Here is a 16,650-nt window from a genome sequence, read left to right as displayed (position 1 = left end):
CTGGACCCACGCCCATTCGTCGAGTGCGGCTTCGTCCATGTCCGGCGGCGTGATGGGCGATTGACCGCGGGATTTCAAGAATTCAATGAGCAAGCGAAGCGGGGGCGAGTTCTCTTTCTGGCAAAAGACCCGTGAATAGAGAAAGCTTTCAGGCGTTCCTTGAGAAGGTTGAGCTGTTGAAGGAAGAATCGGAAGTTGTTTCGCCATGGGGAAATCCTCAATAAAATCGCGAGGTGACTCGCCCTGATCTTACCGCGCCAGTGTACTGTACGCTGCTTGGTCCCGAAACTGCAAGGCCCCGGTGAAGGCGTTTCCCTGCGTCTGGAGCCTGTTTTTCCGGTTGACAGTACGAAGGCGCTTGGATAGACTCCCGCTGGTTTTTCGCGTGAAATCAATCATCGCGGTCTCTTTGACGAGTTACTTCTTTATATCGAAGTTTCTACTCAGAGGCGTGTAGTTGCAATTCACCTTATTTCAGTTTTAAGGGAGGTTTCTCGCATGGCTAAATCAATGACCAAGTCGCAAATTGCCGATTATGTGGCCCAGAAGTCTGGGCTGACGAAGAAGGCTGCCGTCCAGATGCTAGACGACTTTGCCTCTTTGGCTTATCGGGAAGCGAAGAACATCTTCGTCGTTCCTGGAATCGGGAAGCTGGTACTTGCCAACCGTAAGGCGCGCATGGGCCGGAATCCTCAGACTGGTGAAGCGATCAAAATTCCCGCCAAGCGTGTGGTGAAGTTCCGTGTGTCCAAGGCTGCGAAGGACGCGATCCTCGGGAAAAAGTAATCAGCCAGATATCACGGCTATAGCGCCAGCCAGGGGCACCCAAGGCTTGCCGCTGTTGACCAAGAAAAACAAAGGGCCGGCCCCCGTGGAGAGGGCGCCGGCCCTTTGTTTTCCATCAAGAATTTATGGAGATGTTGAAGACGAAAGCCCTCGACACTCCAGTTCTTCAAAGGTGTGTCGGCCCGAGACCGCTTCCCCCGAATCCATCGTGACCGACGAGGCGGATGGCATCACCATCATGGACGAGCGAATCGTCGCTCGCGATTTTCTTATTGATGGTTACGAGGACCTTCTTTTCCCGGATTAACTGTAGCAGATGGCGTAACTGGATGCCTTGCCGTTGAATCAGTTGCCGGACTGTTATCGGTGAAGCAACTTCGCAGGCGAGATCGCGCTCACCGTCAGCAGTTTGGAGTTGTCCCATGAGAGATATCGTTACCATCGTTGCACCCGATTCGCTCCTCAACGGCGTTGACTCGGGACAGTCTGATAACAATAATGTCAGACGATGCCAACGCTGAATGTTCAAAATCCAGGAATGCCGGATCTACAGTTTGTCCTTTTCGTGTCCGCCCTTTGCACCGCCAACCTTGAGAAGATTAATATCGATCAAGAGCTGCGCGATACCATCTTCAACCGTTGCTGGTCGCTGATTCATACGAATGCCCCGCCGACCAATTCGAAGGAGCGATTCCTCGATCTCCGCCAGGGTACCGAATTGACACTTGAGGCGTGCGTCTCCACGATTCGCTCGTTATTATCGGAAGCCGGTCTTACCACACTGATCTGGGACAACCCTGTCAGTGAAACGACCCACGAGAGCACACCTGCTGCACGGCCGCTCATCGATCGACTCGGGCAATTGTACCCCGATGCCGCGGATATCGTCGACCCCCCGCAGGGGGGATCACCAGATGGCAGAGAATCGCTGGATTGAAAAGTCCCGCCCGGAGGAGAACTGATACATGAAAGTCACGGTGCTTGAGATCCCGGGAGTTCTACTCATTGAGCCAACCATGTTCAAGGACCAGCGTGGATTTTTTTGTGAAACGTATCATGAGCAACGCTATGCCGAAGCCGGTATTAGGAAAACGTTCGTTCAAGATAACATTTCACATTCGGTTCGCGGCACCTTGCGCGGGCTGCATTTCCAGCAGCCACACGCTCAGGGAAAACTCGTGATGGCGGTTGAAGGTGTGGTGTTCGATGTCGTTGTCGATATTCGCAAAGGGTCACCTGCCTTCGGAAAATGGTACGGCGTTGAACTCTCTCCCGGGAACTGCCGGCAACTGTATGTGCCGCCGGGATGCGCACACGGGTTTTGCGTGACAAGCGAACGCGCTACATTCCTGTATAAATGTACCGATTTCTATTCCCCGACGGACGAACGGGGGGTCGTTTGGAATGATCCGGCTCTGGGAATCTCTTGGCCAGTTTCAGCACCGATTCTGTCAATAAAAGATCAATCCTACCGCACATTGGCGGAGATGGATGCGGAACTGCCTCGGTACGAAGCTGATCACCGCTGAGGATTGCCGTTGATCCTGTGTCGATCCCTGAGCTATCCTATGCAGGCTGTACGAAGGGTGAGAGCCTCACGAGATCTTAGGCCGGACTTATCGCATAATGAGGAGGATTGGATGAGCAAGAGTCTAAAAGGAACCAAGAGCCACGAGAATCTGAAGCAGGCCTTTGCCGGGGAATCGCAAGCCAATCGCCGGTACCTTTACTTTGCGCGGCGTGCTGACATCGAGGGGTATCCGGATGTGGGAGGACTCTTCCGCGATACATCAGAGGCCGAGACCGGTCACGCGTTCGGGCATCTTGATTTCCTGAAAGAAGTAGGCGATCCCGCTACCGGAGTACCCATCGGCAACACAGAGACAAACTTGAAGTCAGCGATCGAAGGTGAAACGTACGAATATACACAGATGTATCCCGGCATGGCTAAGACGGCGCGCGAAGAAGGTTTTGCCGAGCTGGCCGAATGGTTTGAGACGCTTGCAAAAGCAGAGCGTTCCCACGCCAACCGATTCCAGAAAGGTCTCGACAGCCTGAAAGGCTAAGCGCTGTTGATGGATTGAAGAAAGGGTGGACTGAATCCTGTTCAGCCCACCCTTTGTGTTTCTATGGGCAAGAGTTCAGGAGATGTGAGTCGATGAGATGAAGGGTCTCAGCCTCATCAATCCGGTAGATCCGGCACAGTTGGAACGGGAAACGCTTCGAATTTATGAGATCTGCGACGGCTGCCGCCGGTGCTTCAACCTCTGCCCGTCGTTCAACACGCTGCTCGATCGAATCGATGTCTGCGAGAGCGATGTCACGAAACTGACAACGGCCGATCACCATCGGATTGTCGACGAATGCTACTACTGCAAGCTCTGTTTCAACCATTGTCCCTACACGCCGCCTCACCAGTACGAACTCGATTTCCCGCATTTAATGATTCTCTGGAAGAAGCGGTTGGCGAAGGAGCGCGGCGTCGGATTGCGGGATCGGCTCCTGGTCAAGACCGATCTGATCGGGACTATCGGGAGTCTCACGGCGCCTCTGGCAAACTGGCTTATGCGGAGCGAGATTATCCGCCGTTTTGGAGAATGGATCGCCGGCGTGCATCGTGATCGCCAGGTGCTGTATTTTTCAAGAGAGACTTTCCCACGGTGGTTCGAGCGCCGAGCCAAGGTCGCCTCGGTGAAGACGCCAACGAAGAAGGTGGCTCTCTTTTCCAGCTGCTTGGTGAATTACCAGGCGACGGATATCGGAAAGGCAACTGTTCAGGTTCTGGAAAAGAACGGGGTTGAGGTGGTGGTGCCGGAGCAGCGTTGCTGTGGGATGCCGAGCTTTGATATTGGCGATACAGCGGCGATTCAGCAGGCGGCGTGCGCGAATGTGGCTTCATTACACAGATGGGTTACGCAGGGGTATGATGTGGTTGTGCCGACAGCGAGTTGCAGTTTGATGTTGAAGCGCGAGTATCCGGAACTGGACTCTGGCGAGAAGACCAAGCAGGTGGCTGAACGGACGTTCGATATCTGCGAATATTTGGTGAACATGAAGAAAGATGGGCTGCTTGCAGCGGATTTCTCCAACAAGCCTGGCCGCGTAGCCTACCAGATACCTTGCCATCTTCGCGATCAGAATATTGGCTTCAAGTCGAAAGAACTGATGGAAGCGGCTGGTGCGAGGGTTGAGGTGATCGAGAAATGCTCCGGGCATGACGGTGCATGGTCTGCGAAAACGGAGTTCTTCCCCATGTCGATGAAGATAGCTGCGAAGGTGGTGCGATCCATTGAGCAAGTGCCAGCAGATGTGATCGCGTCGGATTGTCCCCTGGCCGGCCTGCAGCTTGATCAGGCAGGGGCCTCGGCTCACGTGGGAGGTAAGGTAACACTCCATCCGATTCAAATCGTTCGGGACGCCTATGGATTGCCGAAATGAATCTGCTCACACCAGAAGACGTCCTCCCATTCGAAGAATATGAACGGCAGCGGGAATCGTTTCGTAAACAGATTATCGCGCTGAAGCAGCGGAGGCGGATTGCACTCGGGCCGTTGTTGACCTTGGTATTCGAGAATCGGGACACGCTCCAATTTCAAATTCAAGAAATGATCCGTGTTGAGCGGATCGTGGAGCCGGCGAAGGTGCAGGATGAATTGGACGTGTACAATGCGCTTCTGCCTTTAGAGGGCGAGCTCAGTGCCACGCTCTTAATCGAAATTACCGAGGAAGCGCGTATGAAAGAATGGTTGGATCGATTCATGGGGTTAGACCATGGAGAGAAGGTGGCTATCGTGGCAGGCGGGGAGCGGGCGTTTGGGAATTTTGAAGGCGGCCATAGTCATGAAACCAAGATTAGCGCGGTCCATTTCGTACGCTTTCGCCCTAGTGTAGCGATGAAAGCCGCCTTTGCCGATCTGCGCCGTCCCGTGATCCTTTCCGTAAGTCATAATGGGTACGAACACGAGGTGCACGTTCCCGGAACGATGCGCGAAGAATGGCTGAGGGATCTCGGATGAGCCTTCCCGTCGTGTTACTCAGTAAACGTATCGAGTTTGCTGCTGCCCACCGCTATGTCAAGCCGGAATGGAATGAGGCTAAGAACCGCGAAGTTTTTGGGCCCTGTTACAATCCTCCGGCGCATGGTCATAACTACCTGCTCGAAGTCACAGTGGCGGGTGAGGTTGATCCCAAGACCGGGATGGTCATCAACCTTTTCGATTTGAAGCGCGTTCTCCTTCACGTCATCGATGAATTCGACCACAAGAACCTCAACCTCGACATGCCCTACTTCAAGGATCGGATTCCCACGTCGGAAAATCTTGCCCGTATTCTCTGGGAGAAGCTGGCGCCTCAGCAAGACATTGGCAGGTTGCATTCCATCAGGCTATATGAGGATGAGGATCTCTATGCCGATGTAAGGGGAGGGTGGGGATTGGATGTGGCGGCTGTCACGCGTCGTTACTCGTTCACTGCCATACAAGAAGGGAATCGAGGTCGAGAATGGGATTGTTTCGTGACGGTGCAGGGCTTGATCGATCCGGTCACCGGTATGGTGACTGACATCGGCGCATTGAATCGATTGGTTCAGGATCGGGTAATAGAAACATTCCATTGCCAAGATCTTCGGCAAGTGCTACGAACTGCGGCAGTGACCGGCGAACAGTTGGTTGAGCATATATGGATGTCGTTGGTGTCGGGCGTGGCTTCTGGAAAACTCTCAAATGTCCATCTTGTCCAATCTCGTGATCTCTCTTTCGAGTATTCCGGCTAATCAAGACAGCGGCAACCTCCGTGCAGCGTTGTTCAAGTGCCTAGGGTCATGACGTTTCAAGGGTGGCGGGTTAATGTCTTTCGGGCCAGGTACCAACCTCGCCGGCTTTCCCCGATGGAGTGATTAGCAATCAGCGGATCTGCCAGGATTGCAAAGTTCTCCAACCTTCTCGATCAACGTGTTTGGTGAGAATGGTTTTGGGAGAAAGTTGGAATCTTCAATTATGCCGTTAGCCTGAAGGGTGTCTCCCGCATAACCGGACATGAACAGGATTCTTGCTTCAGGCCGCATGGCTTTAACGCCTTCCACAAAGTCGACGCTTTTCATCCTTGGCATGATGACGTCGGTAATGACAAGAGGGCAGTTCCCCTTCACCATCTGAAGAATCTGCAAGGCTTCGACTCCGTTTGCGGCCGCCGCTACGTGGTAGCCTCGGTCTTTGAGGATTGTCGCAATGAGGTCACGAATGCTCCTGTCATCTTCCACGATCAGAATAGTGTCCGGGTTGGCGAAACGTTCTGGAGCAATGTCGTCGCATGCCGGCTGCATGATCGGTTTTCCTACTCGAGGCAGATAAACTGTAAATCGGGCACCACGGCCCGGTTCGCTCGCCACATCGATGTATCCCTGACTTTGTTTGACGATGCCATAGACCGTTGCAAGTCCGAGACCCGTTCCTTTTTCTGGTTCCTTGGTCGTAAAGAACGGTTCGAAGATATGAGCCATTGTCTCGTTGTCCATTCCGCAGCCTGTATCTTGAATCGTGATTCGGACATAAGGGCCTGGCGTCGAACCCGGATGCAAACGGCAAAAGTCCTCGTCCAGACTGGCATTGTCGGTCTCGATGTTCAACAGTCCTCCGTCCGGCATGGCGTCCCGTGCGTTCAAGGCGAGATTCATGATGACTTGTTCGAGTTGAACCGGATCGACAAGAGCATGTCCTGTTCCGGGGTGGAGAACGATGACAGTCTGAATCTGTTCCCCGATGAGACGCTTGAGGATATCTTCCATTTCACTGATCGCCGTGTTGATCGATAGTTCTTTGGGTTCGAAGACCTGCCGTCTGCTAAAGGTGAGCAGCTTTTTGGTCAATGCAGCCGCACGCAGGCCTGCCTGGCTGATCAATTCCAGATCCTGCCTGGCCGGGTGCGACGCCAGCTGTTGCAACAGGCGTTGAGCATGACCGATCACCACCATCATGAGGTTATTAAAATCGTGCGCAATGCCGCCTGCCAAGCGACCGACTGCCTCCATCTTTTGTGATTGATGAAGAGCTTGTGTGGTGCGTTTCTGTTCAGTGATGTCCGTGATCGTTTCGACGACGTGTGTACGACCGTCTGCCGTGGTTGCTTTCGACCAGTGAACGAGGAGGTACTGGTTGTTGGGCAAGGCGACTTCGTTTGAGACAACTGAGTCGGTTGAGACGGCTTCCGGCATACGGCAGAACGGGCAGGGAGAAGGACAACCAGCAATCTTCTCGTAGCATGAATAGCCGGCAATATTGCCAAACTTTTTCAAGCCGGTTTCATTCTGAAATTGGATACGGTGTGTCAGGGGATCAATGACCGACACAATGACAGGTTGGGAATTCAGCAGGACTTTCGGGTCATACTGCGGAAGATCGGTTGATGGTTCGAGAGAGATCATATGTACCTGCTTTCACAGGCCAAGCCGAGATGCGAGCCGCCCCTTTCCCTAGGGGCCTGCTTTGCGACAATACTATAAGGTAGTGGTGAGTCAAGTGAGAGATGAATATTGACGGTGTAGGAACAAACTTACAGAAGGCGGGAGGCTTCTACTTTTTTAAGAGATGGTCGGAAATTAACGCGGCAAGTTCGTCCCGCTCCACCACGCCTTCGCGGGTAAGAAGGAGCTTCCCGTTGGCAAACAGGTGTGTCGTAGGATAGGTCTCAAACGTATGGGTTTTCTTGATCTCTCGACAGCGGCCGGGCACGTGCATCTTGGCCTTGCCGACCTTGATCTGCGGAAAGTTGGCGGCGGTCTCTTCTAGAATCGGATCATATGTCTTGCATGGTTCGCAGGTGGCAAGACCATAGGCCACGACGGCACCGGCGCTGTCAGTGAACTCTTTGTAGTTGGCGTCGTTGACGTCTTCGAGAGTTCCGGCCATGGTGCCTCCACCGACAAAAAAGGGAGGGCTCGCAAATGAACCCTCCCTTCTATTGATCGAATCAATTAACCGAGTTTCGCAAGCGCGTCGAGGATCTCCTTGTCCTCGCGGGCCACCTTGATTTCCTGCACTTTGACGTAGGCGACCTTTCCGTTCTTATCGACGATGACAGTGGCACGCTTGGAGCAGTTGAGAGGTTCGAAGTACAGGCCGTAGGCCTTGCATGTGGTTCTGTGCACATCAGACAGCAAGCGATGCTTGAGGTCCATTGAGTCCGCCCAGGCTTTATGCGAGAAGAAACTGTCGCAACTGATGCCGAACAACTCGGCATTGGCGGACTGGAATTTTGGGAAGTCGTCTGTCAGGCATTTGTTCTCGCCCTGGCAAACCGGGCTCCAGTCCAGCGGATAGAAGCAGAGCACGACATTTTTCTTGCCGCGGTAGTCGCTCAGCTTCACATCCTTTTGGTCCTGATCCTTTAGATTGAAATCCGGTGCAGAATCTCCGACTTTAATTTCTGGTGCAACGTCGCTCATTAGTTATCCTCCTTCGCTTGGTTTGTCCGGCCTAAGAAAAGTTACGAGGAGTTTTGTACCGTGCGCTTTGAAACCTTGTCAACGGGCCGGAAGGCCTATGTCATATAGGGCGCAGGCACAACATATTGATAAGAAAGAATGATTATGACTTGATCTCCCGGAAGCTCAACATACGGCCACCTGGTGAAGCGGTTCTATGGTTGGTGATTCTGATCGTGCATCCGAGTATGGGAAGGTGGAAGGCTGTGCCGACTTTCGGCAATTGACCGATGCGGATCATCTCATGAGCCGACTCTGCGAGAAGCTGCTTAGCCGATCGCTCGGATAGTCCTCGAGGCTGGAATATTTCCAATTCGTCCATGCCGAACTTGGAAAGGCCGAGGGTGTAATGCCAGACGCTATCCGGTTTGACCTGGTCGTCCTGCGCGATGATAACGTGGTCGTCGACAACAAAACCGGTGAGTCCGTGATCCTTCCAATCCGAGGGATTGAGGTACTGCTGCGTCGTGATGTCGTACGCTGTTCCTTGTGTGAGCAGGGTTAATCCGCGTGAGACGCGTGCTGCAAAGAGGATAGTGTCCGGCATCTCCCGCGGCGGCATTACCGAAGGGGCGACCGCTCCGACTTGATCATGTTCCCAGGTGAGTTGTTCTTGTAAGCTTGCGGTATGTGTCGCGGGCAAAGGAATCACAACGTGGGCGGTCCAGGGACCATGGGTAGCTTGCCAGGATTCCGGTGCGTCATCTTCCATCCGAATGGCCAAAGGGCCACCGTATTCGATATCGTACCAAGTCTTTAATTCGGATGGTTGTGGTGCTGCACCTCGATAGCCGATGAAATACAACGGCGGTCGTTTAGCTGACGGTTTGGGGCCTTTCTTCCGTATTCTCATGCTGCCCGTCGCCTACTTTCCCGCCTTTCGAGCCTTGCGGCGATCTTCCGGGTTCAGCAAGCGCTTCCTGATGCGAAGGCTTTTCGGGGTGACTTCGACAAGTTCGTCCGGCCCGATATATTCAAGGGCGAATTCGAGTGTCATCTCGCGGGTTGGTGTCAGAATCAAGGCTTCGTCCGACCCGGAGGCCCTCATGTTCGTGAGGTGCTTTTCCTTGCAGACATTGACGTCGAGATCTTCATCGCGACTGTTCTGGCCGACCACCATGCCTCGGTATACTTCGACGCCGGGACCGATAAACATCACGCCGCGTTCCTGGGTCATGAAGAGGGCATAGCCTGTACTCGTCCCGTCTTCGAATGCACAAAGCGACCCGTGCGGTGCAACGACCAGATCTTGCTCATTGGCAGCCTCGTAGGCCTTAAAAACGTGGTGCATGATAATGGTGCCACGCGTCTTGGCAAGGAGTATGTTCTTTAACCCCATGATTCCGCGAGTCGGAATGTGGTATTCGAGATGCATCTCGCTCGGACCGGCGTCGGAGTGCACCAGCTTCATGTGGCGCATCTCGCCTCGACGTTTCCCAATTTCTTCAATGACCGCACCTTGATAGGTTTCAGGAACTTGGATGGTCAGCTCTTCATAGGGTTCTGTGACCTTGTCGCCGTCGCGATGCAGAATAACTTCAGGCTGCGAGACTTGTAGTTCATATCCCTCCCGACGCATTTGTTCGATCAAGACACCTAAGTGAAGTTCGCCGCGGCCTGCCACCAGGAATCGGTCCGGACTGTCCGTTTCCTGAACGCGAAGGGAGACGTTTGTTTCCAGTTCCTTGAAGAGTCGTTCACGCAGATGCCGCGACGTCAAGAATTTCCCTTCGCGTCCGGCGAAGGGGCTGTTATTGACGGAAAATGTCATCTGCACTGTCGGTTCGTCGATCGTGACACGCGGCATTTCCAACGGCTGCTCAGTATCGGCAATCGTATCGCCAATGCTGACCTGATCCAGTCCAGCCACTGCAACGATCTCCCCGGCTTCAGCTTGTTCAACATCTGTTCGTTCCAGGCCGGAATAGACGGCCAGGTCTGAAACCTTGCTCGGAATCTGCAAACCGTCCTTGGCGAGGACCAACACATTCTGTCGCCGGGCGATGGAGCCTGATTGAATCTTTCCCACGCCCATCTTTCCTTTATATGAATCGTACGTGAGAGCTAAGACGAGGATCTGCAACGGTGCAGTGGCATTGATGGCCGGAGCGGGAATCTTCTCAAGGACAACATCCAGCAATGGCGTGATGTCGCTGCCCGGCTTATTAACGTCCAGAGTAGCGATACCTTTGATGGCGGACGTATACACGATCGGGAAGTCGAGTTGTTCGTCGTTCGCGCCGAGATGCACGAAGAGATCGAACGTCCGGTTCACGACGTCATCGATCACAGCATCCGGGCGGTCGATCTTGTTGATAACGACGATTGCTTTGTGACCGAGCGCCAGCGCTTTGCGCAACACGAAGGTCGTTTGCGGCATGGGCCCTTCCTTGGCATCAACAAGAATCAATACTCCGTCGACCATGCGGAGCGTCCGTTCCACTTCACCGCCGAAATCGGCGTGGCCTGGCGTGTCGACGATGTTGATCTTTACGCCGTTGTACGTGACGCTGGCGTTCTTGGCCCGAATGGTAATGCCCCGCTCTCGCTCTTGATCCATCGAGTCCATGATCCGTTCACCCATGTCCTCAATTTTGCGATGGACGTGCGTTTGTCGAAGGAGGGCGTCGACGAGCGTCGTTTTCCCATGGTCGACATGGGCGATGATGGCTATGTTCCGGATATCGGTCCGGCGTTCGCGTGGTGCAGAGATCTTTGACATGGTCCCACTTTTCATTTAGTCGGCCGCTAAAGAAGATCATCCCGGTCGGTCGGATTCCGAGAAGACCGAAGTTATTTTCTAGATAATCCTGCCACCTGCTGCTCAAAAGGTCGTTCGGCAAGGCCTGCTTCGAGCGAAGAGACGAATCGTACTTGCTTTGGTACGTTGAGCCTCTGAGCAACGCGAGAAAGCAGTCGGCGGACTTTTTAGCAGCTGAGTGGCAAAAAAAAGACGCCCCGACTCTCGGGCGTCGCATCGTCAGTATACCTGAAGCCTTTGGCCACCTACAAGTTGGATAGAGCGGCCGCGACCATACGTAAGTTGCTTGAGTTTTGGGCTGCTCCACGGTATGGTGAACTCGAGTCCTCCCTTGAAGAGTGTTGCTCCCTTCGGGGGCCCTAACCCAATGACAAGCATGGATCTCCCAACGCAACTGTCCGATCCGCCTCGTCAGCCACCGCCACGGCGGCCTTGGCGTTGGTGGCAGATCGCACTCATCGTCGTCGCTGTTGTTGGCGTGACGGGCAGTGTGACGGTTGGCGCGGTCATCTGGCACTATGCGCAGGATTTGCCGGACCCCAATCAGCTCCAGAACTACCAGCCCAGCCTCGTGACTCAGGTTTATTCGGCTGACAACCAGCTCATTGGCCAATTCTATATCGAGCGGCGGATTCTCAAGCCCTTGGCCGAGATTCCGGAACGTCTTCGACAGGCAGTCATTGCCGTCGAAGACGCGAGGTTTTTCGAGCATCCGGGACTCGACTATATTGGGATTCTCCGTGCTGCATGGACGAACATTCGGCGTGGAGGAAGAGTCGAGGGGGCGAGCACGATCACGCAGCAATTGGCCCGGTCTTTGTTCCTTTCGCCCGAGCGAACCTTTGATCGCAAGGTCCGCGAATTGTTGCTAGCCTACAAGATGGAGTTGGTGTCGACAAAGGAACAGATTTTGGAAACCTATTTGAACCAAATCTATTTTGGCCAGGGTGCCTATGGCGTCGCAGCTGCGGCTCAGTCGTATTTTGGGAAGGAATTGTCTGAGTTGACCATTGCGGAAGCAGCCTTCTTAGCAGGACTTCCGAAGTCGCCGAATCATTTTTCTCCGTTCAAGAATTTCGCAAGAGCGAAGAAGCGGCAGGAACATGTGCTTGCGAGAATGGAAGAGGCAGGGTTTCTGGATTCTGATGAGCGCGAGAAGGCTGTGGCGGAAATGCTCAACTTTCGCCGGCCAGGGAGAGAACAGATTGCCCCTCACTTTGTCGAACATGTGCGGCAGTTGGTGACGGCGAAATACGGCGAAAGCATGGTGTACAAGGGCGGCCTGAAGATTACGACGTCGCTGAATCTTGAGATGCAGCGTGCAGCGGAAGCGGCGTTCATGGAGGGACTTCGCGAGCTGGATAAGCGTCAAGGATGGCGGGGACCGATCCGTACCGTTGACCTCGCGTCCTTAACTTCTGAGGAGAGTGAGGCGGAGACAACGGACGAATCGGTCGAGCCCGGGGAATATCGGGAAGCGGTGGTGACGAAGGTCGGTAAAGATTTCTTCATGGTGCAGATCGGTAGTCGTCCGGCGAAGCTAAAGTTCGATGACATGGACTGGGCCAAGAATCGACTCAAAGGCCCTGATCCGACCAAAGACGTGGTAGTCGTCACCAATCTGAAAAAGCTTTTGAAACCGGGCGATGTCATCGAGGTGGCCATTAAGAAGGTCGAAAAGGGGACGATCTACGTTCAACTTGAACAGACGCCGCTCGTCGAGGGGGGGTTGATTGCGATTGAGCCGGGGAATGGGGCGGTCCTGGCTATGGTGGGCGGGTACGATTTCAATCGCAGTGAATATAACCGTGCGGTGCAAGCGAAACGGCAACCCGGCTCAGCTTTTAAGCCGATCATCTATGCGGCTGCAGTCGACCAGGGAATGAGCCCAGCCTCTGTTGTGCTTGATGCGCCCGTGGTTTACGAACAACTGGAAGAGGACAAAGCTTGGAAGCCTGAGAACTATGGGAAAAGGATTCATGGGGTCGTGAGCCTACGGGATGCGTTGGCCCAGTCGCATAACCTGGCGACCGTTCGACTGCTGGACAAGGTCGGAATCAAGAACGTCCTTGATTTTGCCCTTCAGGTCGGCATCTCGAGTCCGTTGTCACCAGACCTCTCGTTAGGTTTGGGCTCATCTTCCGTTGGCTTAATGGAGTTGACAACGGTATACGGAGCCTTCTTGAACCAGGGATTCAGAGCAGAGCCCTATGTGATTGCGTCCGTCGAGGACAATACGGGTCAGTTGCTTGAACAGACGGAGAACAAGCCTCAGGAGGTGGTCTCCAAAGAAACTGCCTACTTGATTACGAATATGATGGAAGATGTGGTGCAGAGGGGTACCGGGCAGGCCGCCAAGATATTAGGACGGCCGATTGCGGGAAAGACCGGCACGACGAACGATTATGTCAATGCCTGGTTTATTGGTGGAGCACCAAATCTGGTGACGGGTGTATTCGTGGGATTCGATGATCGCCGCTCCCTCGGAGAAACTGAATCGGGAGCGCATGCCGCATTGCCGATCTGGATCAATTTCATGCGGGAAGCCTTCAAGAAGCTTCCGGTCGTCCCGTTTTCCATTCCTGAGGGCGTGACGTTTGTGAAGGTCGATCCCTCCACGGGTCTGCTCCTGGCGGATCAGGAGGACCAGCCGGGGCATGTAGAAATTTTCACCAAGGGCAGTGAACCGACTCAGGCGGCACAACGCCGACTCGACCCCATAGATTTTTACCAGTTGGATCAAATCGCTGGGGGAGGGTCCTAGCTGCGAAAGCGGGGCGTTCCTGTGACCTAAGACTTCGAGTCCTGGTATTCCTCGTGCCAGGCCATCTGAATGGTTTCGAGGATTTTTTCGTTGGATTTTTTCGGGTCGTCCTTGAACTCAGGGAGCGAGACGATCCAAGCATGCATGTCAGTGAACCGCACCGTCAATGGGTCGGTTTCAGGGTGCTCTTCGACCAAGCGGATCGCGATGTCTTCGGCATCTTGCCATTTCAGATCCATAGATATCTCCGGGTACCTTTCAATGTCAGTCTCTCCCTAATGTTGTCCGTGCCGATCATCTCACTTCAGAGACCTTCTTGCCTTGTAAGCCGCGCTTGAGCGAATCGTCCATCATGGCCACAGTCAGCGGTTTTGCCACCTGCTCAAGGTCGGCCATTCTTGCACGAATCACCTGTGGCTCTTTGCCATCTTTTGCGGCTTTCAAAGCCGCCAGGGCCGACCGAACGGTCGCGAGTGTTTCCGGCCTGATGAGATGGCTACCTTCTCCTAATGATTTTTCCGTGGCGGTGATCAACGCACCGGCATCAAGCCGCGCTTCGATCAACTTCCTGGCGTTGACATCTTCCTGTGCGAACTTGAAGGAATCTTCGATCATCCTTTCGACTTCCTCGTCTGACAAGCCGTAGGACGGTTTCACTTCAATTGACTGGCTCTCACCGGTCCGCATGTCTTTGGCGGTCACATTCAGAATGCCGTTTGCATCAATGAGAAACGTCACTTCGATACGAGGGACTCCTGCCGGCAAGGGTGGAACTTTGAGCCGAAATCTCGCCAAGCTGCGATTGTCGTTTACCAGTTCTCGCTCGCCCTGGAGGATATGAATGTCGACGCCGGTTTGTCCGTCGACGTACGTGGTAAACATTTCTTTGGCGCTGGTCGGGATTGTCGTGTTCCGATGGATTAGGCTGCTCATCACGCCGCCCATCGTCTCGATTCCCAGCGAGAGGGGGGTCACGTCGAGCAAGAGCATGTCGGTCGTGCCGCCGCTCAGGATATCTGCCTGGACTGCGGCGCCGAGCGCGACGACTTCGTCGGGATTCAGGTCACAATGGGGTTGTTTCCCGAAAAGTTCCTGCACACGTCGGCGAACGAACGGCATGCGCGTAGACCCACCGACTAATACCACCTCATCGATTTGGCTGGGACTCAGACCGGCATCTTTCAGCGCCAATCGACAGGGCGCAAGCGTACGCTCGATGATGTCCATGATCATGGATTCAAGCTGCTCGCGTGAAATGGTCTTCGTGAACCGGCCTTTCTGTTCCGGAAGTTCGATCGAGATATCCGTGATATTTGTCTCGGACAGTGCGATCTTCGCCCGCTCTGCCTCGAGGCGCAGGGTCTGCATGTGATCGGGAAAGTCGTTCAGATCGAGTCCGTATTTTTTCCGAATTTCGGATAAGACATGATCGGCCAATCGGCGGTCTACGTCGTCTCCTCCAAGATGGGTATCCCCGTTTGTAGCCAAAACTTCGAAAATACCGTTCTTCAGTTTGAGGATGGAGATGTCGAAGGTTCCCCCGCCGAAATCGTAGACGGCGATGGTGCCTTGGGTTTTTTCCTGGAGTCCGTAGGCGAGTGAGGCAGCGGTCGGTTCGTTAATGATGCGCAGAACTTCGAGACCGGCAATCATGCCGGCGTCCTTGGTGGCCTGCCGCTGGCTATCGTTAAAGTAAGCCGGGACCGTAATGACGGCTTTGGTGATGCTTTCTCCCAGATGAGCTTCAGCCCGTTGCTTGAGTTCTTTCAGAATCATGGCGGAGATCTGCGGCGGGGAATAACTTTTCTCGCCGAGTTTGATCCTGATGACGCCGCCCTGCTCCGTCAGTGAATACGGGAAATAGGTCAGTTCGTGCTGAACATCTGCCAGCCCCTTCCCCATGAACCGCTTGATCGAGTAAACAGTCCTTTCAGGACTGCGTGTAAGATGCTCCTTGGCCGCATCCCCCACGATCAGACCATTGTCGGTCAGTGCCACAACGGATGGGACCATCGTCCGACCTGCCCGCCCAGGAATTACGAAGGGCTTGCCATCTTTCATGTAAGCCACGAGGGAATTCGTTGTGCCCAGATCGATGCCGACTATCCTGGCCATATTCTCTATCCGATAGTCTCCACAAGATCGTTGACGATATTCTTCACATAGGTGCGGTGAGAGAGGATCTCGCGCATCTGCTTCAGGAGTCGCTCTCGTTCCGCACGGGCTTGCGGCGATGCCTCACCACGGTCTTGCAGGGCGTCCCACTTGGAAAAGAGGTTTTGCAACTGAGTTTCCATGTCCTGTTTTCGTCCGTCCAGCGCTTGATGTTCCTTCTGCAGTTTGGCGCGAAGCTGGCGGCCCTCTTCCGACGAAGGATCGCTCGCCCGATACTCATCGAGCGTCTCTTGAAGTTCGAGAATTTCTTCGAACAGATCCGCAGGAGGAGAACTTCTGATTTCTTTGACCGATCCCGCTTCCAAATCGAGCAGGTATTCGGCGCGCTGGATCGGATCGCGAAGGGTGCGATAGGCCGTGTTCAACGTAGCGGCGTTCTCGAGGCTAATTGCCTGCTCGGTGTCGCTCTTGTTCTGGTAAAAATCGGGATGAAATGCACGGCTCATCTCGTAGAACTTTGCTTCCAGTACGGCAGGATCGATCGTGAGTCGGCGGGGAAATCCAAGACAGGTAAAATAGTCTGTCTCTTTAGAAACCGGCTGGACTTTTACGCAGCGGTCACAGAAGTATTCCCCGGCCACTTCCGATTGACAGTGCCAGCACATGCTCCTCGCCATATGGAGTTCGCGAGGGTTTGCGCTATGTGTGTGATGGTGTTCCATATTTCAGCTCTCACGGCACGGGCAT

General features: G+C 54.0%; 18 protein-coding genes. 8 read left to right on the top strand and 10 right to left on the bottom strand.

Annotated features, from left to right (window positions below; all coding sequences use genetic code 11):
• Positions 1-207 (bottom strand): hypothetical protein (locus ACWVCN_RS06815; RefSeq protein ID WP_455244807.1); only part of this gene is annotated, 207 nt, incomplete at its 3' end.
• Positions 208-498: 291 nt separating this feature from the next.
• Between ACWVCN_RS06815 and ACWVCN_RS06810 the strand changes: the two genes are divergently transcribed.
• Entirely contained in the window at positions 499-786 is a 288-nt protein-coding gene (locus ACWVCN_RS06810) for an HU family DNA-binding protein (protein WP_455244806.1), read from the top strand.
• Positions 787-952: 166 nt separating this feature from the next.
• Here ACWVCN_RS06810 and ACWVCN_RS06805 read toward each other — a convergent pair whose 3' ends face one another.
• Complete coding sequence (locus tag ACWVCN_RS06805) at positions 953-1,210, bottom strand: MoaD/ThiS family protein (RefSeq protein ID WP_455244805.1); 258 nt, start codon at positions 1,208-1,210, stop codon at positions 953-955.
• 84 nt (positions 1,211-1,294) lie between these two features.
• Between ACWVCN_RS06805 and ACWVCN_RS06800 the strand changes: the two genes are divergently transcribed.
• The 6 genes from ACWVCN_RS06800 (at position 1,295) to ACWVCN_RS06775 (ending at position 5,557) form a co-directional block, all read left to right on the top strand.
• Positions 1,295-1,723: a hypothetical protein gene (locus ACWVCN_RS06800; protein WP_455244804.1), complete on the top strand. Its 429-nt coding sequence runs from the start codon at positions 1,295-1,297 to the stop codon at positions 1,721-1,723.
• A 28-nt stretch (positions 1,724-1,751) separates the two neighbouring features.
• Entirely contained in the window at positions 1,752-2,315 is a 564-nt protein-coding gene (gene rfbC, locus ACWVCN_RS06795) for a dTDP-4-dehydrorhamnose 3,5-epimerase (RefSeq protein ID WP_455244803.1), read from the top strand.
• A 111-nt stretch (positions 2,316-2,426) separates the two neighbouring features.
• Positions 2,427-2,852, top strand: coding sequence for a rubrerythrin family protein (locus ACWVCN_RS06790; RefSeq protein ID WP_455244802.1), 426 nt, complete (start codon positions 2,427-2,429; stop codon positions 2,850-2,852).
• A 97-nt stretch (positions 2,853-2,949) separates the two neighbouring features.
• The gene (locus tag ACWVCN_RS06785; protein ID WP_455244801.1) at positions 2,950-4,224 is read left to right on the top strand and encodes a heterodisulfide reductase-related iron-sulfur binding cluster; all 1,275 of its coding nucleotides are present in this window, start codon (positions 2,950-2,952) and stop codon (positions 4,222-4,224) included.
• A complete protein-coding gene (locus tag ACWVCN_RS06780) occupies positions 4,221-4,802 on the top strand; it encodes a DUF3501 family protein (RefSeq protein ID WP_455244800.1) in 582 nt (193 codons plus the stop codon). Before ACWVCN_RS06785 ends, ACWVCN_RS06780 begins: the two co-directional genes overlap by 4 nt.
• Positions 4,799-5,557, top strand: coding sequence for a 6-carboxytetrahydropterin synthase (locus ACWVCN_RS06775; protein ID WP_455244799.1), 759 nt, complete (start codon positions 4,799-4,801; stop codon positions 5,555-5,557). Before ACWVCN_RS06780 ends, ACWVCN_RS06775 begins: the two co-directional genes overlap by 4 nt.
• Positions 5,558-5,680: 123 nt before the next feature.
• On the opposite strand, the gene ACWVCN_RS06770 is transcribed toward ACWVCN_RS06775, so the two are convergent.
• The 5 genes from ACWVCN_RS06770 to typA all read right to left on the bottom strand — a co-directional run bounded on the left by ACWVCN_RS06770 (position 5,681) and on the right by typA (position 10,985).
• Positions 5,681-7,204 carry an ATP-binding protein gene (locus ACWVCN_RS06770; protein WP_455244798.1) on the bottom strand — a complete coding sequence of 508 codons (1,524 nt, stop codon included), beginning with the start codon at positions 7,202-7,204 and terminating at the stop codon, positions 5,681-5,683.
• A 148-nt stretch (positions 7,205-7,352) separates the two neighbouring features.
• Positions 7,353-7,688, bottom strand: a complete 336-nt coding sequence (locus ACWVCN_RS06765; protein ID WP_455244797.1) for a thioredoxin family protein — start codon at positions 7,686-7,688, stop codon at positions 7,353-7,355.
• Positions 7,689-7,753: 65 nt separating this feature from the next.
• On the bottom strand, positions 7,754-8,224 hold the full coding sequence (locus ACWVCN_RS06760; protein WP_455244796.1) for a redoxin domain-containing protein: 471 nt from the start codon (positions 8,222-8,224) through the stop codon (positions 7,754-7,756).
• A 142-nt stretch (positions 8,225-8,366) separates the two neighbouring features.
• The gene (locus ACWVCN_RS06755) at positions 8,367-9,116 is read right to left on the bottom strand and encodes a hypothetical protein (protein ID WP_455244795.1); all 750 of its coding nucleotides are present in this window, start codon (positions 9,114-9,116) and stop codon (positions 8,367-8,369) included.
• A gap of 12 nt (positions 9,117-9,128) precedes the next feature.
• Positions 9,129-10,985 (bottom strand): translational GTPase TypA, encoded by a 1,857-nt coding sequence (gene typA, locus ACWVCN_RS06750; RefSeq protein ID WP_455244794.1) that lies wholly within the window; start codon positions 10,983-10,985, stop codon positions 9,129-9,131.
• 415 nt (positions 10,986-11,400) lie between these two features.
• Between typA and ACWVCN_RS06745 the strand changes: the two genes are divergently transcribed.
• On the top strand, positions 11,401-13,788 hold the full coding sequence (locus ACWVCN_RS06745) for a penicillin-binding protein 1A (protein ID WP_455244793.1): 2,388 nt from the start codon (positions 11,401-11,403) through the stop codon (positions 13,786-13,788).
• A 26-nt stretch (positions 13,789-13,814) separates the two neighbouring features.
• Here ACWVCN_RS06745 and iscX read toward each other — a convergent pair whose 3' ends face one another.
• Genes iscX through hscB form a run of 3 tightly spaced genes read right to left on the bottom strand, consistent with a single transcriptional unit; the run spans position 13,815 to position 16,625 of the window.
• On the bottom strand, positions 13,815-14,027 hold the full coding sequence (gene iscX / locus ACWVCN_RS06740) for a Fe-S cluster assembly protein IscX (protein WP_455244792.1): 213 nt from the start codon (positions 14,025-14,027) through the stop codon (positions 13,815-13,817).
• 55 nt (positions 14,028-14,082) lie between these two features.
• The gene (gene dnaK, locus ACWVCN_RS06735) at positions 14,083-15,903 is read right to left on the bottom strand and encodes a molecular chaperone DnaK (RefSeq protein ID WP_455244791.1); all 1,821 of its coding nucleotides are present in this window, start codon (positions 15,901-15,903) and stop codon (positions 14,083-14,085) included.
• A 5-nt stretch (positions 15,904-15,908) separates the two neighbouring features.
• Complete coding sequence (gene hscB, locus ACWVCN_RS06730) at positions 15,909-16,625, bottom strand: Fe-S protein assembly co-chaperone HscB (protein WP_455244790.1); 717 nt, start codon at positions 16,623-16,625, stop codon at positions 15,909-15,911.
• Between the last annotated feature and the right edge of the window lie 25 nt (positions 16,626-16,650).

This window comes from Petrachloros mirabilis (assembly GCF_975968855.1).
Note: the sequence above shows the minus strand (reverse complement) of the source record. Positions and strands in the feature narration are given on the sequence as shown.

Excerpts from the sequence above, each read along its gene's own strand:
- ACWVCN_RS06800 (WP_455244804.1), top strand. The coding sequence starts at position 1,295 with ATGCCAACGCTGAATGTTCAAAATCCAGGAATGCCGGATCTACAGTTT.
- ACWVCN_RS06790 (WP_455244802.1), top strand. The coding sequence starts at position 2,427 with ATGAGCAAGAGTCTAAAAGGAACCAAGAGCCACGAGAATCTGAAGCAG.
- ACWVCN_RS06810 (WP_455244806.1), top strand. The coding sequence starts at position 499 with ATGGCTAAATCAATGACCAAGTCGCAAATTGCCGATTATGTGGCCCAG.
- hscB (WP_455244790.1), bottom strand. The coding sequence starts at position 16,625 with ATGGAACACCATCACACACATAGCGCAAACCCTCGCGAACTCCATATG.
- dnaK (WP_455244791.1), bottom strand. The coding sequence starts at position 15,903 with ATGGCCAGGATAGTCGGCATCGATCTGGGCACAACGAATTCCCTCGTG.
- ACWVCN_RS06785 (WP_455244801.1), top strand. The coding sequence starts at position 2,950 with ATGAAGGGTCTCAGCCTCATCAATCCGGTAGATCCGGCACAGTTGGAA.
- ACWVCN_RS06755 (WP_455244795.1), bottom strand. The coding sequence starts at position 9,116 with ATGAGAATACGGAAGAAAGGCCCCAAACCGTCAGCTAAACGACCGCCG.
- ACWVCN_RS06805 (WP_455244805.1), bottom strand. The coding sequence starts at position 1,210 with ATGGGACAACTCCAAACTGCTGACGGTGAGCGCGATCTCGCCTGCGAA.
- ACWVCN_RS06745 (WP_455244793.1), top strand. The coding sequence starts at position 11,401 with ATGGATCTCCCAACGCAACTGTCCGATCCGCCTCGTCAGCCACCGCCA.
- ACWVCN_RS06760 (WP_455244796.1), bottom strand. The coding sequence starts at position 8,224 with ATGAGCGACGTTGCACCAGAAATTAAAGTCGGAGATTCTGCACCGGAT.
- ACWVCN_RS06765 (WP_455244797.1), bottom strand. The coding sequence starts at position 7,688 with ATGGCCGGAACTCTCGAAGACGTCAACGACGCCAACTACAAAGAGTTC.
- ACWVCN_RS06780 (WP_455244800.1), top strand. The coding sequence starts at position 4,221 with ATGAATCTGCTCACACCAGAAGACGTCCTCCCATTCGAAGAATATGAA.
- iscX (WP_455244792.1), bottom strand. The coding sequence starts at position 14,027 with ATGGATCTGAAATGGCAAGATGCCGAAGACATCGCGATCCGCTTGGTC.
- ACWVCN_RS06775 (WP_455244799.1), top strand. The coding sequence starts at position 4,799 with ATGAGCCTTCCCGTCGTGTTACTCAGTAAACGTATCGAGTTTGCTGCT.
- ACWVCN_RS06770 (WP_455244798.1), bottom strand. The coding sequence starts at position 7,204 with ATGATCTCTCTCGAACCATCAACCGATCTTCCGCAGTATGACCCGAAA.
- typA (WP_455244794.1), bottom strand. The coding sequence starts at position 10,985 with ATGTCAAAGATCTCTGCACCACGCGAACGCCGGACCGATATCCGGAAC.
- rfbC (WP_455244803.1), top strand. The coding sequence starts at position 1,752 with ATGAAAGTCACGGTGCTTGAGATCCCGGGAGTTCTACTCATTGAGCCA.